The organism is uncultured Williamsia sp. (assembly GCF_947494875.1).
GTDB lineage: Bacteria > Actinomycetota > Actinomycetes > Mycobacteriales > Mycobacteriaceae > Williamsia_A.
This window is the reverse complement of record NZ_CANLWM010000003.1, coordinates 239,043-261,701: the sequence shown is the minus strand read 5'-3', so window position 1 is coordinate 261,701 and position 22,659 is coordinate 239,043. Positions and strand designations below refer to the sequence as shown.

At 68.4% G+C, this 22,659-nt stretch carries 23 protein-coding genes; 11 read left to right on the top strand and 12 right to left on the bottom strand.

Annotated elements, in window-relative coordinates:
- Positions 1–26 precede the first annotated feature (26 nt).
- The 4 genes from Q1A98_RS09450 to Q1A98_RS09435 are packed head-to-tail and all read left to right on the top strand — an operon-like array spanning position 27 to position 3,895.
- Positions 27–1,139: a TauD/TfdA family dioxygenase gene (locus Q1A98_RS09450; protein WP_299572432.1), complete on the top strand. Its 1,113-nt coding sequence runs from the start codon at positions 27–29 to the stop codon at positions 1,137–1,139.
- Positions 1,139–2,212 (top strand): hydroxyacid dehydrogenase, encoded by a 1,074-nt coding sequence (locus Q1A98_RS09445; protein ID WP_299572429.1) that lies wholly within the window; start codon positions 1,139–1,141, stop codon positions 2,210–2,212. Before Q1A98_RS09450 ends, Q1A98_RS09445 begins: the two co-directional genes overlap by 1 nt.
- 38 nt (positions 2,213–2,250) lie before the next feature.
- The gene (locus Q1A98_RS09440) at positions 2,251–3,072 is read left to right on the top strand and encodes an enoyl-CoA hydratase-related protein (RefSeq protein WP_299572426.1); all 822 of its coding nucleotides are present in this window, start codon (positions 2,251–2,253) and stop codon (positions 3,070–3,072) included.
- A gap of 55 nt (positions 3,073–3,127) precedes the next feature.
- Positions 3,128–3,895, top strand: coding sequence for a TetR/AcrR family transcriptional regulator (locus tag Q1A98_RS09435; protein WP_299572424.1), 768 nt, complete (start codon positions 3,128–3,130; stop codon positions 3,893–3,895).
- Positions 3,896–3,931: 36 nt separating this feature from the next.
- On the opposite strand, the gene Q1A98_RS09430 is transcribed toward Q1A98_RS09435, so the two are convergent.
- Positions 3,932–5,107: an acyl-CoA dehydrogenase family protein gene (locus Q1A98_RS09430; RefSeq protein ID WP_299572421.1), complete on the bottom strand. Its 1,176-nt coding sequence runs from the start codon at positions 5,105–5,107 to the stop codon at positions 3,932–3,934.
- Positions 5,108–5,270: 163 nt separating this feature from the next.
- Here Q1A98_RS09430 and Q1A98_RS09425 point away from each other — a divergent pair, with 163 nt between their 5' ends.
- Positions 5,271–6,299 carry an acyl-CoA dehydrogenase gene (locus Q1A98_RS09425; protein ID WP_299572419.1) on the top strand — a complete coding sequence of 343 codons (1,029 nt, stop codon included), beginning with the start codon at positions 5,271–5,273 and terminating at the stop codon, positions 6,297–6,299.
- A gap of 29 nt (positions 6,300–6,328) precedes the next feature.
- Here the strand turns inward: Q1A98_RS09425 and Q1A98_RS09420 are convergent, their stop codons facing one another.
- Together Q1A98_RS09420 and Q1A98_RS09415 are read right to left on the bottom strand one after the other, a co-directional pair.
- Complete coding sequence (locus tag Q1A98_RS09420; RefSeq protein WP_299572828.1) at positions 6,329–6,727, bottom strand: PaaI family thioesterase; 399 nt, start codon at positions 6,725–6,727, stop codon at positions 6,329–6,331.
- 31 nt (positions 6,728–6,758) lie between these two features.
- The gene (locus Q1A98_RS09415; RefSeq protein ID WP_299572418.1) at positions 6,759–7,667 is read right to left on the bottom strand and encodes an enoyl-CoA hydratase; all 909 of its coding nucleotides are present in this window, start codon (positions 7,665–7,667) and stop codon (positions 6,759–6,761) included.
- A 173-nt stretch (positions 7,668–7,840) separates the two neighbouring features.
- Between Q1A98_RS09415 and Q1A98_RS09410 the strand changes: the two genes are divergently transcribed.
- Positions 7,841–8,923, top strand: coding sequence for a dihydrodipicolinate reductase (locus Q1A98_RS09410; RefSeq protein ID WP_299572826.1), 1,083 nt, complete (start codon positions 7,841–7,843; stop codon positions 8,921–8,923).
- The gene (locus Q1A98_RS09405; RefSeq protein WP_299572416.1) at positions 8,920–9,618 is read left to right on the top strand and encodes a nitroreductase family protein; all 699 of its coding nucleotides are present in this window, start codon (positions 8,920–8,922) and stop codon (positions 9,616–9,618) included. Before Q1A98_RS09410 ends, Q1A98_RS09405 begins: the two co-directional genes overlap by 4 nt.
- A 52-nt stretch (positions 9,619–9,670) precedes the next feature.
- Here Q1A98_RS09405 and Q1A98_RS09400 read toward each other — a convergent pair whose 3' ends face one another.
- From Q1A98_RS09400 to Q1A98_RS09390, 3 genes are all read right to left on the bottom strand, one after another.
- The gene (locus tag Q1A98_RS09400; protein WP_299572414.1) at positions 9,671–10,438 is read right to left on the bottom strand and encodes an SDR family oxidoreductase; all 768 of its coding nucleotides are present in this window, start codon (positions 10,436–10,438) and stop codon (positions 9,671–9,673) included.
- A gap of 24 nt (positions 10,439–10,462) precedes the next feature.
- Entirely contained in the window at positions 10,463–11,755 is a 1,293-nt protein-coding gene (locus tag Q1A98_RS09395) for an amidohydrolase family protein (RefSeq protein ID WP_299572413.1), read from the bottom strand.
- Between the two features lie 143 nt (positions 11,756–11,898).
- On the bottom strand, positions 11,899–12,525 hold the full coding sequence (locus Q1A98_RS09390; protein WP_299572411.1) for a TetR/AcrR family transcriptional regulator: 627 nt from the start codon (positions 12,523–12,525) through the stop codon (positions 11,899–11,901).
- A gap of 106 nt (positions 12,526–12,631) precedes the next feature.
- Here Q1A98_RS09390 and Q1A98_RS09385 point away from each other — a divergent pair, with 106 nt between their 5' ends.
- A complete protein-coding gene (locus Q1A98_RS09385) occupies positions 12,632–13,786 on the top strand; it encodes an ABC transporter substrate-binding protein (RefSeq protein ID WP_299572409.1) in 1,155 nt (384 codons plus the stop codon).
- An 18-nt stretch (positions 13,787–13,804) separates the two neighbouring features.
- On the opposite strand, the gene Q1A98_RS09380 is transcribed toward Q1A98_RS09385, so the two are convergent.
- On the bottom strand, positions 13,805–14,860 hold the full coding sequence (locus tag Q1A98_RS09380; protein ID WP_366943416.1) for a dihydrodipicolinate synthase: 1,056 nt from the start codon (positions 14,858–14,860) through the stop codon (positions 13,805–13,807).
- A 228-nt stretch (positions 14,861–15,088) separates the two neighbouring features.
- On the opposite strand from Q1A98_RS09380, the gene Q1A98_RS09375 reads away from it, so the two are divergent.
- Together Q1A98_RS09375 and Q1A98_RS09370 are read left to right on the top strand one after the other, a co-directional pair.
- On the top strand, positions 15,089–16,087 hold the full coding sequence (locus Q1A98_RS09375; RefSeq protein WP_366943415.1) for a dihydrodipicolinate reductase: 999 nt from the start codon (positions 15,089–15,091) through the stop codon (positions 16,085–16,087).
- A gap of 79 nt (positions 16,088–16,166) precedes the next feature.
- Entirely contained in the window at positions 16,167–17,000 is an 834-nt protein-coding gene (locus tag Q1A98_RS09370; RefSeq protein WP_299572401.1) for an SDR family oxidoreductase, read from the top strand.
- 52 nt (positions 17,001–17,052) lie between these two features.
- Here Q1A98_RS09370 and Q1A98_RS09365 read toward each other — a convergent pair whose 3' ends face one another.
- Positions 17,053–17,811, bottom strand: coding sequence for an SDR family oxidoreductase (locus Q1A98_RS09365; RefSeq protein ID WP_299572399.1), 759 nt, complete (start codon positions 17,809–17,811; stop codon positions 17,053–17,055).
- A gap of 208 nt (positions 17,812–18,019) precedes the next feature.
- On the opposite strand from Q1A98_RS09365, the gene Q1A98_RS09360 reads away from it, so the two are divergent.
- Entirely contained in the window at positions 18,020–19,240 is a 1,221-nt protein-coding gene (locus tag Q1A98_RS09360; RefSeq protein WP_299572397.1) for a CoA transferase, read from the top strand.
- Between the two features lie 29 nt (positions 19,241–19,269).
- On the opposite strand, the gene Q1A98_RS09355 is transcribed toward Q1A98_RS09360, so the two are convergent.
- The 4 genes from Q1A98_RS09355 to Q1A98_RS09340 are packed head-to-tail and all read right to left on the bottom strand — an operon-like array spanning position 19,270 to position 22,659.
- Complete coding sequence (locus Q1A98_RS09355) at positions 19,270–19,878, bottom strand: helix-turn-helix domain-containing protein (RefSeq protein ID WP_366943414.1); 609 nt, start codon at positions 19,876–19,878, stop codon at positions 19,270–19,272.
- Between the two features lie 41 nt (positions 19,879–19,919).
- Complete coding sequence (locus Q1A98_RS09350; RefSeq protein ID WP_299572391.1) at positions 19,920–21,086, bottom strand: lipid-transfer protein; 1,167 nt, start codon at positions 21,084–21,086, stop codon at positions 19,920–19,922.
- Positions 21,083–21,535, bottom strand: coding sequence for a MaoC/PaaZ C-terminal domain-containing protein (locus Q1A98_RS09345; RefSeq protein WP_299572388.1), 453 nt, complete (start codon positions 21,533–21,535; stop codon positions 21,083–21,085). The genes Q1A98_RS09350 and Q1A98_RS09345 overlap by 4 nt, the downstream gene beginning before the upstream one ends.
- Positions 21,532–22,659 carry an acyl-CoA dehydrogenase family protein gene (locus Q1A98_RS09340; protein WP_299572385.1) on the bottom strand — a complete coding sequence of 376 codons (1,128 nt, stop codon included), beginning with the start codon at positions 22,657–22,659 and terminating at the stop codon, positions 21,532–21,534. Before Q1A98_RS09340 ends, Q1A98_RS09345 begins: the two co-directional genes overlap by 4 nt.

The window sequence follows — 22,659 nt, the reverse complement described above, 5'->3', positions numbered from 1 at the left end:
GGGGGCCCGACAGATTGGAGGATGAGATGCCCACAGCGATCTATCAGCAGAAGGTCGACGACCCGATGGCGTGGACCGGAGCGACGTTCACGGGGAAGGACGACTTCGCGTTCGACCTCTCGGCCAAGAACCTCGAGGCCCTGCGCTCGATCCTCGCCGCGACCGCGCACAAGGGTCGTGACGAGATCACCCCGGAGGACGCTCGTCATCCGGGTCTGAACGACGACTTCGAGAAGATCTACCGCGAGATCATGTTCGGACGCGGCCTCGCCGTCGTCCGTGGTTTCCCGGTCGAGGAGCACTCGATCGAGGAACTCGAGCGGATGTACTGGGCCTTCTGCACCCACCTCGGGTACCTCGTGTCGAACAACTCGATGGGTCACCGGATGGTGCGTGTGCAGGAGGAGATCCTCCCCAACGGTGTGCAGCCGGCCCGCGGCACAAAGTCGAGCGCGGAGCTCGCGATGCACAACGACGCGGCGGACATCCTGTCGCTGCTGTGCGTGTACCCCGCGATGGAGGGTGGCGCCAGCCAGTTCTCGAGCGGACCGGCGGCGCACAACACCGTCCTGGAGAACCGACCCGACCTCCTGGAGGTGCTCTACGAGGGCTTCCCGCACCATCGTCGCAGTGAGCAGCCGGACGATCAGCCGGATGTGACCCCGTACAACGTCCCCGTGTTCTCCCAGGTGGACGGCAAGATCTGCATCAACTTCACCTACAGCAGCATCCTGCCCGCCATGCACGCCCTGGGACGGGAGTTCACGGAGAAGGAGACCGAGGCCATCGACTACCTGCGGACGGTGCTCATCCGCCAGCAGGTGGAGTTCCGTCTGGAGTCCGGCGAGGCCGGCGTCGCGAACAACTTCGCGATGTGTCACTCGCGGTCCGACTTCGTCTCGGGGACCGATCCGAAGAAGGCGCGGTGCTTCCTGCGCGCGTGGATGGAGGTCCCGCTGTCGGATCGCCGGCTGCCGCAGGGACGGGAGTACTTCCACATGGAGAACAAGGATCTCCGCCTCGGCTACGACGTGGTCCCGGGCCGCGACGGCGCCATCGCGACGAACGACTACAAGAACGTCGACAGCGCACTGGCGGACATGTTCAAGGCGGCGCAGGCGAAGCCCAAGGTCGACTGATGACCCCTCGGCTCGTCTACGAACGGTGGACGGACCCCGCGGCGGGTGACGTGCTCGCCGCCTCCGACGTCGACCTCGACGTGGTCCACCTCGACCTCGCCGACCCCGAGGCGGCCTGGGCGCTGCTGCAGGGCGCCCACGGGTACCAGGTCGCCACGCGGACCGACGTCAGCCAGTTCGCCGACGGCGACCAGTGGCTCGTGGGGGAGGAGCTGATCCGGCGGTGTCCGGATCTGCTCGCGGTGTGCTCCGCGGGCGCAGGTTACGACGTGATCGACGTCGAGGCCTGCACCCGCGCGGGGATCGCCGTGTGCAACAACTCCGGTCCCGGCGCCGAGGCGGTCGCCGAGCACGCCCTGGGCTTCATGCTCGACCTCGCCAAGAACGTGACGCGGGCGGACCGAGCCCTGCGGGCCGGCAGCCTGGGTCATCGACTCTCCCTGCAGGGGAGCCAGTTGTCGGGGAAGACGCTGGGCGTCATCGGGATGGGCGCGATCGGTGGTCGACTCGTCGAACTCTGCGCACCCTTCGCGATGGAGGTGCTGGTGTTCGACCCGTACCTCACACCCGCCGCCGCGCGGGCTCGCGGGGTGACGGTGACCGACCTGCCGGACCTGCTCGCGCGGGCGGACTTCGTCCAGGTGACCTGCCCGCTCACCGATCAGACGCGGGGGCTGATCGGCAAGCGGGAGTTCGCCACGATGAAGGCGACCGCATATTTCATCTCCACGGCCCGCGGTCCGATCCACGACGAGCAGGCGCTGTACTCCGCGCTGACCGAGGGCCGGATCGCCGGTGCGGGACTCGACGTGTTCCACACCGAACCGCCGACCGCCGACGAGCCGCTGCTCGCTCTCGACTCCGTGGTCGCCACGCCGCACCTCGCCGGGATCACCCGCGAGGCGGCCCGCGACATCGCGGTCGCGACCGCGCAGCAGTGGACGCAGCTGCTGAGCGGTGCGCACCCGCCACGGCTGATCAACCCGGGCGTGTGGCCGGCGTTCACGGAGCGGTTCGAGGCACTGTTCGGTACGCCCGTGGCCCCACGGCACGACACGATCACGACCTCATGACAGCGGTCGCCGCGAGAGGCACGAGACGAGAGGGCCCCATGTCGTACGAGACCATCGAGGTCGAGATCCGGGACAGGACAGCATGTGTCACGCTGAACCGTCCGCATGTGCTCAACGCCATCAACGACGAGATGATCGCCGAACTCGCGGGGGTCTACGCCGAACTCGAGGCGCGCGACGACGTCTGGACACTGATCCTCACGGGTACGGGAAGAGCACTCTGCGTCGGTGCGGACGTCTCCAAGGCAGACGGGCACGACACCACCAACGCAGCGGGGATCGACACCCAGGGCGAGCCCGTCCTCAGCTCCATGCGCCAGTGGGACGCACCGCAGGAGGCCACCCCGCCGTGGCTGCAGACCACTAAGCCGATCATCTGCGCCGTGAACGGCCTGGCATGCGGCGCGGGGCTGGACTTCGTCACCACGGCCGACGTGACGATCGCCTCGGATCAGGCGGCGTTCATGGACCCCCACGTCAGCATCGGTCTCACCTCCGGTCGCGAGGCCGTCCGACTGGCCCGGGTGTTGCCGTTGCCGGTCGCGATGAGAATGGCCCTGACCGGCAAGCACGAACGTCTCTCCGTCGAGCGCGCGTTCGACCTCGGACTCGTCACCGAGGTCGTCGCGCACGACGATCTGATGTCCCGGGCCTGGGAGGTGGCCGCGATCATCAATCGCAATGCGCCGCTGGCGGTTCGGGGAACACGCATGGCCATCCGCAAGGGGTTGACCCTGCCGATCTACGAGGCGGAGCTGATCGCGGAGAACTATCGGATGAAGGTGGCACTGACCAAGGACGCCGTCGAGGGGCCTCGCGCGTTCATGGAGAAGCGCGACCCCGAGTGGACGTCGTCGTGACCCCGCAGCCGTGTCAGGCGAGCACGAGCATTCTCACATGTCGTAACCTGAGGAAATGAGCAGTGACGAGGCCGCGTCGGACGCACCGGCCGATGTGACGGACGGCGATGCGCCGCTGTGGAAGCAGCGGACCATCGACCGCCGTCTGAGTGCGGCGCGGGCGCGAGCCCTGGCACGGAGCTCGCGGTTCCTCGCCGCGGCCCTCGATCTCGTCGAGGAATCCGGACGCGCCGACTTCACCGTGCAGACGCTCATCGAGCGCTCCAACCTCAGCCTGCGTGCCTTCTATCAGCATTTCGCCGGCAAGGAGGAGTTGCTCCTCGCGTTGTACGAGGACCTGACGAGCCAGTTCACCGAGGACCTCCGCCAACAGGTGTCCGGCGTCGAGGGCTCCATGGAGCAGCTGGAGGCCTTCTGTCGGGGATTCCTGTCGCGCGCGCAGTCGTCGGAGGACAAGGGTGGCCGGATGGTCACGATCTACCACCTGAGCCTGGAGATCGAACGGCCCGCGGACTTCTGGAAGGTGTGGGAGCCCCAGCACCGGCTCCTCGCGCGCATCGTCGCGGCGTGCCAGGACGAGGGCCTGATCCGCACGGATCTCACGGCGGCACAGATCACGTCGCTGCTGAGCACGACGCTGTCGGGCTTCGCCCAGATCGGTGTCTTCAACCTGACCGGACCCAACGTCCCGCTGTCGGTCGACGACATGTGGTCGTGGTGTCACCAGGCCGTGACGACACCGTCCGAGGCCGCCGGCCCGCGCGTCATGCCGCGCAAGACGACGAAACCGCGTACCGCACCACGCACCCGCGCGAAGAGCTGACGCGTCCGCGGCGAGATCCCCGCGGACGCGTGCGCCTCAGGTCCGCGGCAGCTTCAAGCCCCGCTGGGCGATGATCGTGCGCTGGACCTCACTCGTACCCGCGTAGATCGTGGTGCCCAGGCTGAACCGCATGGTCTGCTCGAACATCCCGTCCTCGGGGGCGGTCGGCTCGAGGTACGAACGCAACCCGTCCGGGCCGACCATCTCCACGACGTCCTCGGTCGCGCGCTCCAGTGCCTCGGTGCTGTACAGCTTCGACATCGGACCCTCGGCGATCGGCATGTCGCCGTTGCCCGACATCCACAGGCAGCGCTGCTGCAGGAGGTCCGACACCTCGACCTCCATGGCGATGCGGGCGAGCCGACGCCGCGTCGCCGGGTCGTCGATCGGGGTGGCGGTGACACCCTGGTCGTCCACCCGCTTCTCGTGCGCCCAGGCCTCGGCGTGGTGCAGGAGCCGGGCGAGGTGCGGACCCCAACTCGACGCGTGCTCGTCGACCAGGGCGATGTTCAGCACACTCCACCCGGCGTTCACGTCGCCGATGCGCTGCTCGTCGCCGATCCGCACGTCGCTGTAGAACGTGATGTTCGTGCGCTCGCCGGAGAGGGTCCACACCGCCTGCGCGTCGCACCCCGGTGTGTCCATGGGCACGAGGAACATGGTGAGGCCCTTGTGCTTCGGGACGGTCGGGTCGGTCCGGGCGAGCAGGAAGACGTAGTCGGCGATGTGACCGTTGGTGGTGAACATCTTCGAGCCGTTGATGACCCAGTCGTCGCCGTCGCGCACCGCACGGGTCGCCGCGGCGGCGACGTCGGAGCCGGACTCCGGCTCGGTGAAGCCGAGCGCGATGGTGACCTCGCCGCCCAGCGCCGGCCCGAGGATGCGTTCCTTCATCTCGTCGGTCCCCGCGTGATGGATCACCGACGCCACCATCATCGTGGTCGCGGAGAGATACGTCGGGGCGTCGGCGTACATCAGCTCCGCGTCGATGGCGCTCTGCTCGACCGCGGTGCGGACGGGCGCGCCGACGGCCTCGGCGAGGTGCGGGGGGACGAACCAGCCACGGTCGACGAGACCGGCGATCAGGTCCTTGTCGTGCGAGACGCCGCTACGGTAGATCCGTTCGCGCCGCTCGGGTGTCATCACCTCGGTCAGGTGGTCGCGCACCTCCGTCCGGAGCTGCGCGAGTTCGGGGCTGTCGGTGAACTGCACGGCGTCGACCTCCTCGTCGCGGCGGGACCGACAACGGTATCGGCTCGGACCTCGCCAACAGCGATAATGCTATTCTCACAACACAATAACAGCGTTGCCGTCTGGACGGTGGCACCCGGGCGGACGACGGGCCCGGGCACCGTCGCCTCACACAGGAGTCCTCGTGGATCTCACGCTCACCGACGAACAGACCCAGCTGCGGGACGCGTTCCGATCGCTCTACGCGCGCGAGGCGACGGTCGACCGCGTCCGTGCTGCCGAGCCGCTCGGGTTCGACGCCGCACTCTGGGCGGTGCTCACCGAGACCGGCGGGGTGCCCATCGCGGTCGGGGAGGACCACGACGGGTGGGGCGGCTCGATGAGCGACCTGAACCTGATCGCGGAACTCCACGGTCGGCACATCGCCCCGGCCCCGTTGATCGAGGCGCAGGTCGGCGCCTGGACCCTCGGCGAGGTCGCCGGGGCGTCACCCGTGGCCGCCGAGACGCTGTCCGCGGTGTTGGCGGGCGAGCAGACCGTGACCTTCGTACCGCGTGCGACGCGTGGCGGGGTGTGGCGGATGGCGGCGGGCGGCGCTGTCGCCGACGCCGTGATCGGTCTGCACGAGCACCGTCTCGTGCTGGCCCGTCCCACGGCACAGGAGCCCGTCGAGAACATCGGCAGCATGCCGGTGTCCGACGTCCACGCGACCGACCTCGAGGTCCTGGCCGACGGGGAGGACGCGGCCGTGGTGTTCCAGTCCGCGCTCGACCGGTGGCTCTGTCTGACCGCTGCCGCACTCGTGGGGATCGGCGCACGAGGGCTCGAGATGGGTGTGGAATACGCGCGACAACGATCGGCTTTCGGGACGCTCATCGGGACGTTCCAGGCGGTGTCGCACCCTCTCGCCGACTGCGCCACGGCCCTGGACGGCGCGCGCCTCCTCGCACAGCGGGCGGCGGCGGCGTTCGAGGAGGAGCCGGCACGCGTCCGGGAACTGTCGGCCATGGCGTTCGCGGCCGCCTTCGAGGCGGCACGCGACGCGACCTATCGCGGACTCCACGTGCACGGCGGCTACGGGTTCGGCATGGAGCAGGACGCCCAGCTGTACTACCGGCGCGCCCGGGCGTGGGCTCTCGTCTGGGGCACCGCCGACGACGCACTCGACCGCGCCGCGTCCGCTCGCTACGACACGTCGGTCGCCTCGGCCTGAGGCGGACCCGGGACCTCTTTGCGACCGCGTCAGGTCGCGGTGCGCGGACCCAGGACGGCGAACGTGAGCGTGCTCCGCGTGGACAGCCGGTCGCCGGCACCGGCGTCCACCACGTCCACCGCCACGACGATCAGCCGGGACCCGACGCGCACCGGCGTCGCTATCGCCCGTGCGGGTCCCACCCGCACGGGCGCCACGAAGTGCACGGTCATGTCCGCGGTCGTGACCGCATGGCCGTCCGGCGCGCTGGTGAGCGCCAGACGGCCACCGGCGATGTCGATCAGGGTCGCGATCAGACCGCCCTGGATCGCGTCGTGCGAGTTCACCAGGTCCGCACGGTGTTCGAGTTCGACGACCACCGACTCCGTCGAGTCGTGAACGTCGAACAGGGGGAGCGTCGCGAACAGGTGACCCGGGTCGACCTGCATCGGCGTCCCGGACGAACGGCCGACGGCCGTGTCAGTCATCGGCGCGCACACGGTCCTTCATCGACATCACGATGGGCGGCGCCTCCCGCCAGTTCGGCACACCGTGTGACTCGTCGGCACGCGGGACCTTGTCCTCCCGGACCTCGGCCCAGTGCGAGTGGTTGAGCTGGTGCAGCGAGAAGCACGACTGCAGCGCGTTGTAGAAGCCCATGCAGTCGACGGTCTGGTTCACCGACTCCTTGATCATCAGCGCGGCCATGGTGGGCACCTGCGCGATCCGGCGCGCGAGTTCCAGTGTCTGGTCGGGGAGGGTCTCGCGCGGGAAGATCTTGCTCACCATCCCGAGGCGGTGTGCCTCCTCGATGTCGATGGCGTCGCCGGTGAGCATGAGCTCCTTGGTCCGCCGGGGCCCGAACTCCCAGGGGTGCCCGAAGTACTCCATGCCGCACATGCCCAGCCGGGTGCCCACCACGTCGGCGAAGCGGGTGTCGTCGCTGCCGACGATGAGATCGCAGGCCCACATGAGCATCAGGCCGGCGGAGAACACGTCACCGTGGACCTGCGCGAGGGTGATCTTGCGCAGGTTCCGCCACCGCAGGGTGTTCTGGAAGAAGTAGTGCCACTCCTGGAGCATCCGCTTCTCGGTGCCGTCGCGGCTGCCGCCGTTGTTCCCGGCGGTCGGATGCTGGTCGGGTCCCGGGGTGTACTCGGCCATGGCCACCTTCGACCCCAGGTCGTGTCCCGACGAGAACATCTTGCCCTCGCCGGCGAGGATCACGACGCGCACCTTGTCGTCGAACTCCGCCGCGCCGAACGCCTCGTCCAGCTCGACGAGCATCCCTCGGTTCTGCGCATTTCGGGTCTCAGGTCGGTTCAACGAGATCCGGACGATGGCGCCGTCGTCGAACGTCTCCCACTTCAGGAACTGGTAGTCGGGCACTGACACTCCTTCGCACGGGCGGGATCGCATCGCACTCGACGATGCGGAAACGGCCATTTCCGTATGACGGTTATCATGTTCTCACACGGAGGGTCTGCGGCTCCCTCGGTCCACGATCCCGTCCCTGCCGCACCAGGAGGGAGAGTCCTGTGAGCCTGCGGCCGAAACCGAAGGTGATCATCTGGGGGCCGGGTCAGGTCGGCGTCGCAGCACTCCGGGCCGTCATCAATCACCCAGGTCTCGAGCTCGTCGGCGTCGTGGTGCACTCGCAGGCCAAGGTCGGTCGCGACGCAGGATCCCTCTGCGGCCTCCCCGACACGGGTATCGTCGCCACGAACGATCACGCCGCGGCACTCGCCCTCGACGCCGATGTCGTCGCCTACTTCGCGTCCGGCGACTACCGGTACGAGGAAGCCGTCCAGGATGTCGCCTCCTGCCTGCGCGCGGGCAAGAACGTGGTGTGCACGTCACTGGTCCCGATGTGTTACCCGCCCGCCGCGGACACCGCGTCGATCGACGTGTTGCGCGCGGCGTGCGCGGACGGGCACAGCAGCCTGTTCACCAGCGGTGTCGACCCGGGATGGGCCAACGACGTCATCGCGTTGACGATGTCCGGCTTCAGCGCGCGCGTCGACACCATCACCATGCAGGAGATCCTCGACTACGGCGGCATCGACCAGCCGGACATCATGTTCGACTTCATGGGCTTCGGTCGTCCGGCGGAGTTCGAGGCGCCCCTGTTCGATCCCGCCCGACTGCAGGCGCTGTGGGCACCGATCGTGCATCTCGTCGCCGACGGGCTGGGCCTGCCCCTCGACGAGGTGACCACGACGATCGACAAGTGGATCACCCCGGAGGACTACGAGGTCGCGTCGGGCACGGTGCCGGCAGGGACCATGGGCGGCATGTGGTTCCGCGTCGTCGGACACCTCGGGGGAGAGGAACGCATCATCCTCGAACACATCACCCGCATGGGGGAGAGTTCCGCACCGGACTGGCCGCAGCACCCGTCCCCGCACGGGGGCTACCGGGTCATCGTCGACGGCCTGCCCACCTACACGGTCGACATCGAGATGCACGGGCGCGGGAGCAATCTCCGTGGCCTCACCTACGCGACCGTGATGCGCGAGATCAACGCCATCCCCGCGGTCATGGACGCCCCGCCGGGCTTGTTGTCCACGCTGGACCTGCCGCTGGTGACCGGTCCGATGCGTGGCGGCACCTGGCTGGGGGTGGTCCCCGGGGGCGACTGGTGACCTCGGTCGACCCGGGATCGACGGACCGGGCCGTCGACGCGTCCGACGACGTCTGGACCGTGCTCCGCTCGGCGTCCACCATCCGGCGCTACCGCGACGACCCCGTACCCACCGAGGTCCTCCGCCGATGCCTGGAGGCCGCCACGTGGGCGCCCTCGGGTGGCAACCAGCAGCCCTGGCGTTTCGTCGTCCTCGAGTCGCGGTCGGTGCGGGACATCATCTCGCGGTCAGCCCTGCGCAGTTGGGATGAGGCGAAGCAGTTCTACGGGATCGCCGACCCGCCGCGGGACGTCGCGCCCGACGCCGACGCACGGACGCGAGCCCACCGAGCCATGCGCGATTATGCCGAGACCGGCGGCGACGCACCTGTCTGCCTGCTGTTCTGTGTCCGCGCTCTGCCCGGTGTCGGGTCGGAACTGCTGCACGGCGGATCGATCTTCCCCGCCGTCCAGAACTTCGCTCTCGCGGCCCGCGCTCACGGCCTCGGAACCGCGATGTCGCTGTGGCACACGGTGTTCGAGGACGAACTCCGGGAGGCGGTCGGCGTTCCGCCGGACTGGCAGATCGCGGCGACGGTCACGGCGGGGTGGCCGCGCGGCCGGCATCGCGAGGTGCGCCGCAAGCCTCTTCGCGAGGTCACCGCATGTGATTCGTGGGAGACGCCCTGGTCCGGATCGTCTGGTCCCCGGACATGACTACGGCGGGCAGGCCCCGAAGGACCTGCCCGCCTTGCGTCGACCCACACCGCTACCGCGGCGCGCCCGCTCGACTCGGGGGACGCGGGGTCAGGGTGACCGACGGCAGGAAACTGCTGCGCCCCACCGTCAGGATCGACGTCACCATGCCCACGAGGTGATCGGGGTGGATGAGACCCCCGTTCATCAGCTTGCGTTCCAGCCAGACGTTGACCGACTCCGTGAACAACTCCGGATCCCAGTCATGGTGGAACCCGGTCTGCGAATCGCCCTTGCCGCCGTAGGTGTCACCCACGGCGAGCCTGGTGAAGCCGATGTCTGGGTGTTCCTCGGTGAACGCCTCGATCAGCTTGTCGAGAGCCGCCTTGCTCACCGCATACCCACCCAGCATCGGCCACGGCCCGGTCAACGACGCGCTCAGCGACGACAGGTAGACGGCGACGCGTACGTCGGATTCCATCAGATGGGGGATCGCAGCCGATGTCACCAATGCGGCACCGGTGACGTTCGTCGCGAACAGCGAGGACCACGTGTCCGCTGTCGTGTCGACCAGCGGCCCCATCCTGCCGATGCCCGTGGCGTACACCAGTGCGTCGAGGCCGCCGAGCTCCGCGGCCGCCTCGTCGATCGCCGTTTTGCTCGACAGCTCGTCGGTGACGTCGCACTCGATGGCGACCGACGACGGACCGGCCTCCGCGGCGGCCGTCTGCAGTCGCTCTTTGCGCCGCGCGAGCAGCGCGACCGAGTTCCCGCGCTCCCCGAGCCCCACCGCGATGCACCGACCGAGTCCGCTCGAGGCGCCGACGACCGCGACCTTCATCGCGGCCCCCGGCGTCCGATGCGATCAGGCATTGCTGGGCGAGTTCGCGACCTTGCTGAACACTCCGAGGTCGACACCCTTCTTGCGCTCGAACCGACCCTGGTCGAAGCTGCGGATCTCGACGTCGTGTCCGGCCGCCTCCTCGCGGAGTGCGCCCACCGTGCACTGCTCGCGCGAGCGGTGCTTGAACGGCTCGAAGTTGTACCAGCGGCTGGCGTTCTCGTACGTGATCTTGTTGACCTCGTCGTCCGGGACGCCGGCCATCACGGCCTCCAACTCCTCCGGAGCCTTCGGCCACGACGAATCCGAGTGGGGGTAGTCGCATTCCCACGAGATGTTGTCGATGCCGATGTCGTGCCGGAGCTTGATGCCCACTGGATCGGAGATGAAGCAGGTCATGAACCGCTCGCGGAAGACCTCGCTCGGCTTCTTGTCCGCGAAGTCCTGCCCTGTCCACAGGTGGTGCATCTCGTAGGTCCGGTCGAGGCGGTCGATGAAGTAGGGGATCCACCCGGTGCCACCCTCGGACAGCGCAAAGCGCAGGTCGGGGAAGTTCTTCACCACGCGCGACCAGAGGAGGTCGGCCGCGGCAGAGCAGACGTTCATCGGCTGCAGCGTGATCATCACGTCGATCGGCGCGTTGTCGGCGGTCATGGTGATCTTGCCACTCGAGCCGAGGTGGACGGAGATGACGACCTGGCAGTCCGACGCGGCCTGCCACACCGGGTCCCAGTACTCGTCGTGGAAGCTGGGGAAGCCGAGCGTCGCGGGGTTCTCGGTGAAACTCAGCGAGTGGCAGCCCTTCTCCGCGTTGCGACGGATCTCCTTCGCGCACTCCTCGGGGTCCCACATGATCGGGATGGCCATCGGGATGAAGCGTCCCGGGTAGGTGCCGCACCACTCCTCGATGTGCCAGTCGTTGTACGCACGTGTGATGGCGGCACCCAACTCCTTGTCACCGTGACTGGCGAAGAGCCGTCCGGCGAAACCGGGGAACGAGGGGAAGCACATGGACCCGAGCACACCGCCGGCGTTCATGTCCTTGACGCGCTCGTGGATGTCGTAGCAGCCGGGTCGCATCTCGTTGAACGCCGTCGGTTCGACGCCGTACTCCTCGCGGGGACGACCCGCGACCGCGTTAAGACCGATGTTGGGGACGACAGCGTTGTTGAACGTCCACGCCTCCGACCCGTTCTTCTGCGTGATGACGCGTGGTGCCTCGTCGGCGAACTTGCTCGGAACGCGACCCTCGAAGAGGTCGGGTGGCTCGACCAGATGGTCGTCCACGCTCACGAGGATCATGTCTTCGGCGCGCATGGTGTCTCCTTTGATCTCACGCTTCGGTTCTGTCTCGGGGGGCCGCCGCCCGGATCATCCCGCGGTGTGGCAACGATCCGACCGCCCCTGCGAAAGCGGCTTCTCGACGACGAGAACGGCATTTCCACTATAGCGTCCGATGGTCATCCGCGGGGAGCTTTGTCCGCCGCCCGGCGCCGCGATCGCGGGTTCGGGATCACCTCCGGCCCCGCTGTCGACGCCGCGCCCGACGGTGTCGAGACCGCGTCGAGCAGCTGGTCGAGACAGGCTCTCGCGCGTCGGGCCGACGTGGATCGCGAACGATCGGATCGCGTCATCATCGCCGATTCCTCCACGACGGCGATGACGGCGTGGGCCAGCGCCACGGGGTCGTCGGTCTCGATCACCCCGGAGTCGGCACACTCGACGAGCGCGTCCCGGATCATCGCGAAACTCCCGCCGCGACGGTCGGCACGCGTCTCCGCCCACCCGAGCACCCGACGTCCGTCCTCGAACAGGATGCGGCGGATCTCCGGCGCGGCGGCCGCATCGACGACGTCGTGCAGTCCGTTGCGAAGCCGGTCCCACGTCGATCCCGGTGGGGGACTGGCGATCGCGCGGAGCACGAGATCGCGCTCGACGTCGGCGTAGACCTCGCGGAAGAGGTCCAGCTTGCCGGCGAAGTGGTGATAGAAGGCGCCCCGCGTCCCGACGCCGGACTCCTCGACGATGTCGGCCACGCCGACCTCGTCGTAACCGTCACGCGCGAAGACGACGCGCCCCGCGTCCACGAGCTGTCGTCGGGTCACCTCTGCCCGAGCCGCCCGTTCCGAAGCGGTCCCACCGCGTTGCGCCATTGCCGCAGCCTACCAACATTCGCCGTGTAGGTTGACCCGCATGAGCAATGACTCCTCGCGTGGTTACGGATCCGTCGTCCCGCTGAAAGTCGGTTATCTGAGCGACTATCCGACCGGAGGTGGCGCCGACACCGACGCGATCGACGCACTGCGGATGGTCTTCGACGAGGCGTACGAGTCGAAGCTCGTGGACCGCCCGATCGAGATCCTGCACCGGCAGGTGCTCGGGCTGCCGAACGGGAGCTTCAAGGCGGTCCGCGACGCCTTCGACGACCTCGTCGCCGAGGGGTGTCTCGCCATCTTCGGTCCGTACGTCTCGGACAACGTCGTCCCGCTGCGGCCACACGTCGAACGAGTCGCCGAGGTCCCGATCATCACGATCTGCGGGTCCGAGGGCGCACTCGGCGAATGGTGCTTCGCGCTCAACAACGGATCGATGCCGGAGGAACCGGTGATGCTCGCGTCCGTGCTGATCGGTGACGATCGGCGTCGCATCGCCATCGCCTACGAGTCGTCGTTGATCGGCAAGGAGTACCTCGCGTTCGCCGAACGTGTCTACGCCGACGCCGGCATCACCGTCCTCACCACGGTCGCCATCCCCCAGGTCGAGTCCGACAAGGCTGCCGCGGTACGCGCACTGCGGGACAGCGGACCCGACGCGGTCGTCCACGTCGGTTTCGGACATGGACTGTGGGGGTTTAACGCGGCCCTGGAGGCCATCGACTGGGATCCGCCCCGCTACACGACCACCGCGTTCGAGCTGGCCCACATCAACCGGACCTGGATGAAGCAACTGTCGGGATGGATCGGCCTGGACAGCTACGACGAGCGCAACGAGGTCGGACAGCGTTTCCTCGACCGCTTCGAGGCGCGCTACGGGCGTCGACCGGCGTACTTCATGCCCTCCCTGTGTCGTGACGTCGCCGTCGTCATCAGCCGGGCGCTCGGCAACGCCAAACCCCTGACGGGAGAGGGGGTCAAGGACGCGATCGAGCACATCAAGTTCGTCCCGTCGGCCAGCGGCGCCCCCGGGACGTGCATCCAGTTCGGTCGGTACATCCGGCAGGGATGGATGGGTGTCGACTACCTCGTCGCCCGTCGCGTCCTGCCCGACGCGAGCGCGCACGTCTTCCACGCCGCCCCGAGCGTGGCGCTCCCGCAGATCTCGGCCGACGTCATCCCTGCCCGGGTCTGACGATCCGGGCACGGCGGCTCACAGCTTGATCGCACCGAAGACGGGCGCGACGACGACGCCGGGTTCGGACGCCCGCACGTCGTCGATCGCCCGGACCGCGGTCATCGCGATCATCAGGTGTCCGGGCAGCGTGCCCGCCAGTCCCGGCGGGACATCGTCGTAGCCGACGTCGAGCTGCAGCTCGATCGAGGGCACCCCGTGGATCACGGCCCGGATGAGCGGGGCCTTCTCGCCGACGGCGAGAGGACGCAGACCCCACTGGGGGAGATCACGGGTGAGCACCCACTCCTCGTGGATCGCCAGCAGCGGCGAGCCGCCGCGCGAGGCAGTCCACGAGAACCGCCGCCCGACAACCGTTCCCGCCCTGATCACGCCGGCGCTCACCGTCAGGTCCCGGTCGATCGTCGTGTTCTCCACCGACAGTGTGATCTCGTCGAGGTCGACACGGAACACGTCCGCCGTCGCGGCGAGTGCCTGCCGGTAGGCGAGATCGAGCGTGGCCAGGACCGGTGCGTCCGCCTCGACCTCCTCGGGTGGCCGGCCCATCCCCATCAGGTCGGTGAGCATCGGCAGACTGCTCACGCCGGACACGTCGGTGGCCTCGAAGAGTTCGATGCGGTCGACGGTGCTGACGAGGCCCGTCGCCGTCGCGACGAGCCGCTCGAACATGAACCCGGGATTCTCCCCGGCCGCGTGGAATCGGGAGTGTCCGGCGGCGCACGCCTCGAGAATCGCCGACCGGGTCTGTGGGCCGCACGTCTCGAGGTGGGCGTACGACGTCGTCGTGATCACGTCCGAGCCCGACGACAACAGTCGACAGATGTCGTCGAGGTTGGAGTCGTGCGGATGCGCCTTGCTGGCGGCGTGCAGGATCACGTCGGCACCGAGGTCGACGATCGTGTCGGTCGAGTCGGTCGCCGTGACACCCGTGGGATCGGAACGCCCACAGAGGTCTGCGGCGTCGACGCCGACCTTGTCCGCGCTGTAGACACGCACGCCGACGAGCTCGTACCGCGAGTCGCCGATGATCTCGTGCAGAGCCGCGCGACCCACCGCGCCGGTCGCCCACACCACCAGCCGCACAGGGGTTCTCGTCGAGTCCATCACCCGTCCCATCATCCGCACCACGATCGGGGACGGACGACGCGAAGTCCACCGAGGGGTCCCCGACACCTACCTACACGATGTATGTTGACAGCTGGTCGGCCTCATGTTCGCCGATCGCGACGAAGGGGTCTCGAAGTGGCTGACAGCAGCGCGCGTACACGTGTCATCCAGTGGGCGACGGGTGTCACCGGCACCATGTCGTTGCGGCACATCGCTCATCGCGACGATCTGGAACTGGTGGCGGTCCGTGTCTACGACGAGGGCAAGGCCGGACGCGACGTCTCCGAGATCTACGGCGGTGAGACCCGCGGAGTCGCCACGACCGCCGACCGTGGCGCGGTGATCGCCGAGGACGCAGACGTCGTCCTCTACATGGGAAAGGTCGAGACCGACCTGCAGGGATGTTTCGCCGACGTGTGCGATCTCCTCGCCTCGGGCAAGAACGTGATCGCCACGGGAAGCCGGTTCGTCCACCCCGATTCGCTGCACCGCTCACTGGGGGACTCCATCCGTGCTGCGTGCGAGAAGGGTCAGTCCTCCTTCTTGGGCCTCGGCCTGTACCCCGGCTACATCGCCGAGACCCTCGCCCCCGTCCTCAGCCGGCTGACACAGTCGACCGACCGCATCGACGTGCGCGAGGTGTTGAGCTACGCGACCTACGCCAGCACGGACCTGATGTTCTCCACCATGGGATTCGGACACGCTCCGGACGACCAGACGCCACTGCTCGCCAACACCGACTACGCGGCCGCCGCCTGGGTGGGATCGGCCACCGTCCTCGCATCGGCGCTGGGCTTGACCATCCAGGGGATCGAGGGGTTCCGCCACGTCGCGACGACACCGCGCGAGCTGACCGTGGCGGCGGGGACGATTCCCGCCGGGACGGTCGCGGCCATGCGTTTCGGCGTTGTCGCCGACTGTGGCGGCACCGAGATCGCGGTGGAGCACATCACCCGTATGGCCGACGACATCGCCCCGGACTGGCCGGCGGAGGAGGGGTACGAGATCGCGTACCGGGGATCTCCGAACATGCGGTGTCACCTGCTGATCGGGGACGAGGGTGTGGAGGACCACGCCGAACTCGGGTGCCTCGCCACCGCCATGCACGCGATCAACGCGATCCCACGGGTGGTGGCCGCAGAGCCCGGTCTCTACGACCTTTCGACCATCCCGGACTTCGTCGGTCGGTTCTGACCCGCACCGACACTACGAGATCGTCGTCACCGCCGTGTGAGAAGATCGTTCTCACCAGTACCGGACCAGGGAGGTCACCATGGATGATGCGTTGGGCTACAAGGGGAAGAGGGTGGTGGTCACCGGCGCCGCCTCCGGGATGGGCGAGGCCACGGCCGCCATCCTGGGCGACCTCGGGGCGCGCGTGACCGCTCTGGACATCAAGGAGCCGACGGTGTCGGTGGACCGCTTCGTCCAGATCGATCTCCGCGATCAGGGCTCCATCGACGCCGCCGTCGCGTCCATCACCGACACGGCGATCGACGGTCTCTTCAGCTGCGCCGGACTCCCGGGGCCGCCGTTCAGCGAGTTCGACACGATGCTCGTGAACTTCGTCGGCGCACGGCATCTCGCCGAGTCGCTCGTCCCCCACATGTCGACGGGGTCGGCGATCAGCGTCATCTCCTCCTCGGCTGCGATCGGCTGGGAGAAGCAGACCTCGACGACGAAGCAGTTGCTCGAGACGACCGGTTTCGATGCCGCCGTCGAGTGGTTGCAGGCCAACGAGGCCACCTGGAACTGGAGCGGATACGCGTACTCCAAGTACGTCATCGACGCGTGGGTCGGGTGGTGGTATCCCGAACTCGCCCCGAAGGGCATCCGGATCAACTGCATCAACCCCGGACCCACGGAGACCGCGATGATGCCGGCCTTCCAGGACCTGATGGGCAAAGACGTCATCGACGATGCGATGGGACCGGTCGGTCGCTACTCCCGAGCCGAGGAGCAGGCATGGCCGCTGGTCTGCCTGGGGAGCCCTCGGATGTCCTACGTGGGCGGCTCGATCCTGTGGACCGATGGCGGGTGGTACGGCGCGATGACCATGGGCCGTCACCAGGCCGACTGGGCGGAGGAGACCGCCAAGCACGCCTGACACGCGACGTACCGGTGCGGCGGACCGTCCTCGACGGTCCGCCGCACCCGTGTCAGCGGTATCGCGGCGCGAGCGCGACGACCTCGGGGACCACCGACGGGTTGGCCCGCGCCATGGCGAGCAGCGACACGATCGTGTTCGCGACATCCTCGAGTGCCGACATCTGGGCAGGCACCTGACCGGAGTGCATCCACCCGTCCCACAGTTCCGCCAACATCTCCCGGTCGGCTCCACGGAGGATCTCCGTGTCCTTCGTCGGTCCCACGTCGACCCGGATCAGCGACAACTCCGGGCGTTCCGCGCGCCACGACCGCAGCATCTCGTTCAGGGCCGCCTTGCTCGCGTTGTAGGCGGCGACACCCGCACGTGGTCTCCCGACGTCGTGCGCCGACGCGATCAGCATGGTCGCGTCGGCATCGAGATGCGCCAGCGCGGACTCCATCACGTTCGAGACGCCGATGCTGTTCACCGAGAACGCGTGCAACCACGTCGTGGCGTCGGTCTCGTCGACGCGCGCGAAGGGGGCGACGGCGCTGGTGACGATCACCGCGTCCAGCCCACCCATGGCGCTCGCCACGTCACCGACGACACGGCGGACCTCGTCGGCGTCGGACACGTCGAGAGCGCGCGCGATCCCGCCGGTCCTGGAGGCGATCTCGTCGAGGAGGTCGGTGCGCCGCGCGGCGATCGCCGTGCGGGCACCCCGCCGGGCCGCGGCGGTGGCACATGCCTGCCCGATCCCCGACGACGCCCCCACGACCAGGATGCGCACACCCTCGAGGTCTCGCACGGTCCGATCGGCAGCCGTCATGGTCGCCCCATCCTGGGTCACAGGCACTCCTCCATCGGTGATGAACATCAGGAAGTCTAGTGGAGCAGCTCTGTACGGAAAGGGCGTTCTCGTCGAACGAGAGTGTTATTCTTCCCGCGGGCTCGCGGTGGGCGACTTCACGACGCCGCGGGCCATCATGAGGCGATCGCCATCGGTTGCCGCACAGTCGAACTGGAGGCATCGCCACATGACCGATGACAGACCCCTCGCCGGCGTCCGCGTGCTGGAGGTCGCGGCCTGGACCTTCGTCCCCTCGGCGGGAGCGGTTCTCGCGGAGTGGGGCGCCGAGGTCATCAAAGTCGAACCCCGTGTGGGCGGTGACCCGCAGCGCGGCCTGGTGACCAGCGGGATCGTCGACGCCGGCAGCAACGTCAACTACATGATCGAGATCCCCAACCGCGGGAAGCGGTCCATCGGCATCGATCTGCAGACCGAGGGTGGCCAGGAGGTCCTGCACGCCCTGGCGAAGACCTGCGACGTGTTCCTCACCAGCTACCTGCCCAGCCGCCGTGCGCGGCTGGGGATCGACGTCGAGGACATCCGCGCGGTCAAGCCCGACGTAGTGTACGTGCGCGGCAGCGGCCACGGACCGAAGGGCGACGACGCCGACAAGCCCGGGTACGACGGTGTCTCGTACTGGTCCCGGGGCGGGATCGCGGTCGCTCTGACCGAGGCCGACGCCGAGGAGACCGTGCGTTCGCGCCCGGCCTTCGGAGATCTTTTGGGCGGCATGACGATCGCCGGGGGCATCGCGGCAGCGCTGTACAAGCAGAAGACGACGGGCAAGGGCTCCGTGGTCGACGTGTCGCTCCTCGGACTGGCCGCCTGGAACCTCGGCCCCGACATCGCGATCGCGAACCTGTTCGGCGGCAACCCCGCCCCGACCTTCACCCACGCCGACGCGCCCAACCCGCTGGTGGGCAACTACCGGACGAAGGACAACCGCTTCGTCACGCTGATGATGCTGCAGATGGGGAAGTTCTTCGCCGAGACGATGCACGCCATCGGTCTGCCGCAGCTGATCGACGACGAGCGGTTCGTCGACGACGCCTCGCGTTACGCGAACCGGGTGACGCTCATCCAGCTGATGGACGAGGCGTTCGCCCAGCGCACACTCGAGGAGTGGCGTTCCGCGCTGGCCGGGGTGTCGGGGGCATGGGGCATCGTCCAGACGCCCGGCGAGGTGGCCGTCGATCCGTCGGTGACCGCGAACGGGTACATGGCCACCATGACGACCTCGGACGGCACGCCGTTCGCGTTGCCGACCAACCCGGTCCAGTTCGACGAGACCCCCGCCGTCCCGGTGGGCGCGCCCGAACACGGTCAGCACACCGAGATGCTGCTGCTCGAGGCGGGTTTCGACTGGGAGACGATCGCCCGCCACAAGGAGGCCGGCGCGATCGTGTGAGCTCACCGCGACGACGCCCCGGACACCGGTCAGGGGCGTCGTCGACGGGCTGCGGACGGATCGGGCGTGAAGCCGTCGACGACGAACTGCGCCACGAAATCCCGCGTGCGTTCACTGTCGCTGACGTCGAAGAGCGGCGACGGGGTGGTGAAGAGCGAGAACAACATCCGCGCGAACCACTCGCTGGCCGCGGGAACGTCGATGTCGCGGCGCACCTCACCCGTGACCCGAGCAGCGGCGATGTACGGGCCGATGAAATCGGCACAGTCCTTGAGCAGCGCCCGGGAGTTCCGCGTGAGCAGGATGTTGACCTCGTCGCGGTCGTAGAAGAGTTGCCCTTCCACGACCCGCAGAGCCGACGTGACGAACGCCGCCGCGAGGGCCAGTCTGTCGCGCAGGGTCTTCCCCTCGTCCATCGCCTGGGCCATCCGCTGGTAGAACCGCTCGGCGGCTGTCTCGGCGCATGCCTCGAGGAGGTGCTCCTTGTCGGTGAAGTACTGGTAGAGCGTGCTCCGCGAGACCTTCGCCTCGCGGGCCACGTCGCTCATCGTGGTCTTCGCCAGCCCGCGGTCACGGAAGCACGTGAACGCGGCTCCCATCAGGGTGTTGCGCATGTCGACGCTGTACGAGTGCGCCATCATCGCTCACCATCCCCGCTCGGACACCACTGATCATTCCTTCACGGCTGGGCCAGGATCAGACCACTCGTGGGAACACCCGTACCGGACGTGACGAGCGTGTGCTCGACGTTCGGCACCTGATTGTACGAGGTGCCGCGGATCTGCCGGACTCCCTCGACGATGCCGTTCATCCCGTGGATGTACGCCTCGCCGAGCAGGCCACCGTTGGTGTTGATGGGGAGGTGTCCGCCGAGCGACAACCCGTCGACCGTGACGAAGTCCTTCGCCTCACCCCGTCCGCAGAAGCCGAGCTCCTCGAGCTGCACGAACACGAACGGCGTGAAGTGGTCGTACAGGAAGGCCGTCTGGATGTCCTGCGGCGTGAGTCCGGCCTGCGTCCAGAGCGCGTCGCCGACGATCCCCATCTCGGGCAGCGCTGTGATGTCGTCGCGGTAGTAGCTCGTCATCACCTCGCCGTCTCGTCCACCACCCTGTGCCGCGGCGGCGATCACCGCGGGTCGCTGCTTCAGGTCCTTCGCACGCTCCGCGCTGGTCACCACCATCGCCACACCGCCGTCACTCTCCTGGCAGCAGTCGAGCAGGCGGAGAACGGGTTCGATGATCCACCGCGATTTCTGGTGATCCTCGATGGTGATGGGCTTCTCGTAGAACCAGGCGTCGGGATTGGTCGCGGCGTGTTTGCGGTCGATCACGGAGATCTTGCCGAAGTCGGCGTTCGTGACCCCGTACGCCTCCATGTAGCGCCGGGCGTGCAGAGCCACCCACGCCGCGGGGGTCATGAGACCGAACGGGGCGTACGGCGCGAGCCAGAGGGGAGTGGTGGTGTGGTCGCGGCCCGCGCCGCCGAACCGCAGGCCCGACCGCTCGTTGAACGCGCGATAGCAGACGACGACGTCGGCGATTCCCGTCGCGACGGCCATCGCCGCCTGCAGGACCGTGCCGGCGGCGGCGCCGCCGCCGTGCGGGACGCGGCTGAAGAAGTGGAGGTCGTCGATGCCGAGATTGCGCGCGACCTCGATCTCCTCGGACGAGTCGACCGTGAACGTCACCATCCCGTCCACGTCGGACGGCGTCAGACCGGCGTCGTCGAGGGCGCTCTTGACGGCCTCGCACGCCAGCTGCAGTTCCGAACGACCGGACTCCTTGGAGTACTCCGTCTGGCCGATGCCGACGACAGCCGCCTTGCGAGCGATGGTGTCGGTCACCGGGCAGGCCCGTCCAGCAGGTGCAGCGCCGCGGTACCGTACACGTGCTTCCCCAGGTTGTTGACGCCCTCGAGATCGATCTCGACGCGGTGCCCGTCGCCGTCGGGTTCGACAGCGGTCACGGTGCCGGTGAAATCGAGGTCACTGTTCGGGAACGCCGGGACTCCCAGTCGCACCGACAGTTTCGCGACCATCGCCTCGGGGCCGGCCCACTGGTGGAGAAATTTCACGCACAGCCCGTTGGTGGTGAGGATGTTCAGGAAGATGTCCGGCGACCCCTGCGCGGTGGCGAAGTCCTTGTCGTGGTGAACGGGCATGTAGTCGCGGGAGGCGATGGCGCCGGCCACGATCAAGGTGGTGGTCACCTTCACCGACATCGGTGTGACCGCGTCCCCGACGGAGACGTCGGCGCCGGTCAGGGTGCGGCCCGGGGACGTGGTACTGGTCATGCGTGCGCTCCTACGAGTCCGTGGCCGAGTTCGGCGAGCTGGTGCGGGGCCGAGCCGAGGCTGAGCTCGTAGGTCTTGCCCCACAGGAAGTACCGGTGAAGGGGATAGGTGACATCGATGCCCATCCCGCCGTGGACCTGCTGCGCCGACGCGACCACGCGCGGACCCGCTTCCGCGGCCCAGTACTTGGCGATGGCCGCCTCACGCTCGGCGTCGCGGCCCTCGGAGTACAGCCACGCCGCGTGGAAGGTCGTCCAGCGGATCGACTCGACGTCGATGAACGCATCGGCGAGTCGTTGCTGCACCGCCTGGAACGACCCGATCGGGCGACCGAACTGTTCCCGCTGCGTCGTGTACTGCGCCGCGAGCTGCAACGCGCGGTCGGTCACGCCGATCTGGACGGCCGCCAGGCCGAGCTGGGCGCGGATGACGAGGTCGCGCAGGAGTTCTCGGCCCGAGGTGGTCGCACCGATGCGCTGATCCGCCGCCACGGCGACGTCTGCCAGGTCGATGTCGGCGTGCGGTTCGCCGTTGGTGGTCGCGACCGGCGTGATACTCACGCCCGCGGCGTCGGTCGGCACGACGAAGAAGGCGACGTCGCCGTCGTCGAGCAGCGCCGGTACGACCACCGCATGGGCGATCTGCGCGGCGGGTACCAGTTCCTTGGCACCCGAGATCCGCCAGCCCGTGCCGTCGGACGTCGCGCGTGTCGAGGTGGTGTCCACGGTGGCACCGCCGCCCGGCTCGGACAGCGCCGCCGTCAGGATGCGGCTGCCGTCGCCGACCCCGGTCAGCCATTGGGTCACCTGGTCGGCGTCGCCGTGGCGGGCGATCGTGTCGGCGCCGAGGAGCAGTGACGCGTACACCGGGACCGGTGCCACGCTCCACCCCACCTCGGCCAGGACGATGCTCAGGTCCAGCAACGAACCCCCGTTGCCCCCGACACTCTCCGGCAGGGCGATCCCGAGCAGGTCCGAACCGGCGAGTTCCTGCCAGAGCTCGGCGTCGAAGCGGACGTCGCCGGCCTCGATCTCGGTCAGACGCTCGGGTGTCGCGCGCGTCTCGAAGAGCTTCCGGGCGACGTCGTGAATCGCTTCCTGCTCGTCGGTGAAGGTGAAGTCCAT

Bases quoted from the DNA above. Each gene is read 5' to 3' on its own strand.
- Q1A98_RS09450 (WP_299572432.1), top strand. From the start codon at position 27: ATGCCCACAGCGATCTATCAGCAGAAGGTCGACGACCCGATGGCGTGG.
- Q1A98_RS09445 (WP_299572429.1), top strand. From the start codon at position 1,139: ATGACCCCTCGGCTCGTCTACGAACGGTGGACGGACCCCGCGGCGGGT.
- Q1A98_RS09440 (WP_299572426.1), top strand. From the start codon at position 2,251: ATGTCGTACGAGACCATCGAGGTCGAGATCCGGGACAGGACAGCATGT.
- Q1A98_RS09435 (WP_299572424.1), top strand. From the start codon at position 3,128: ATGAGCAGTGACGAGGCCGCGTCGGACGCACCGGCCGATGTGACGGAC.
- Q1A98_RS09420 (WP_299572828.1), bottom strand. From the start codon at position 6,727: ATGCAGGTCGACCCGGGTCACCTGTTCGCGACGCTCCCCCTGTTCGAC.
- Q1A98_RS09400 (WP_299572414.1), bottom strand. From the start codon at position 10,438: ATGAAGGTCGCGGTCGTCGGCGCCTCGAGCGGACTCGGTCGGTGCATC.
- Q1A98_RS09395 (WP_299572413.1), bottom strand. From the start codon at position 11,755: ATGCGCGCCGAAGACATGATCCTCGTGAGCGTGGACGACCATCTGGTC.
- Q1A98_RS09385 (WP_299572409.1), top strand. From the start codon at position 12,632: ATGAGCAATGACTCCTCGCGTGGTTACGGATCCGTCGTCCCGCTGAAA.
- Q1A98_RS09375 (WP_366943415.1), top strand. From the start codon at position 15,089: ATGTCGTTGCGGCACATCGCTCATCGCGACGATCTGGAACTGGTGGCG.
- Q1A98_RS09370 (WP_299572401.1), top strand. From the start codon at position 16,167: ATGGATGATGCGTTGGGCTACAAGGGGAAGAGGGTGGTGGTCACCGGC.
- Q1A98_RS09365 (WP_299572399.1), bottom strand. From the start codon at position 17,811: ATGACGGCTGCCGATCGGACCGTGCGAGACCTCGAGGGTGTGCGCATC.
- Q1A98_RS09360 (WP_299572397.1), top strand. From the start codon at position 18,020: ATGACCGATGACAGACCCCTCGCCGGCGTCCGCGTGCTGGAGGTCGCG.
- Q1A98_RS09355 (WP_366943414.1), bottom strand. From the start codon at position 19,878: ATGGCGCACTCGTACAGCGTCGACATGCGCAACACCCTGATGGGAGCC.
- Q1A98_RS09345 (WP_299572388.1), bottom strand. From the start codon at position 21,535: ATGACCAGTACCACGTCCCCGGGCCGCACCCTGACCGGCGCCGACGTC.
- Q1A98_RS09340 (WP_299572385.1), bottom strand. From the start codon at position 22,659: ATGGACTTCACCTTCACCGACGAGCAGGAAGCGATTCACGACGTCGCC.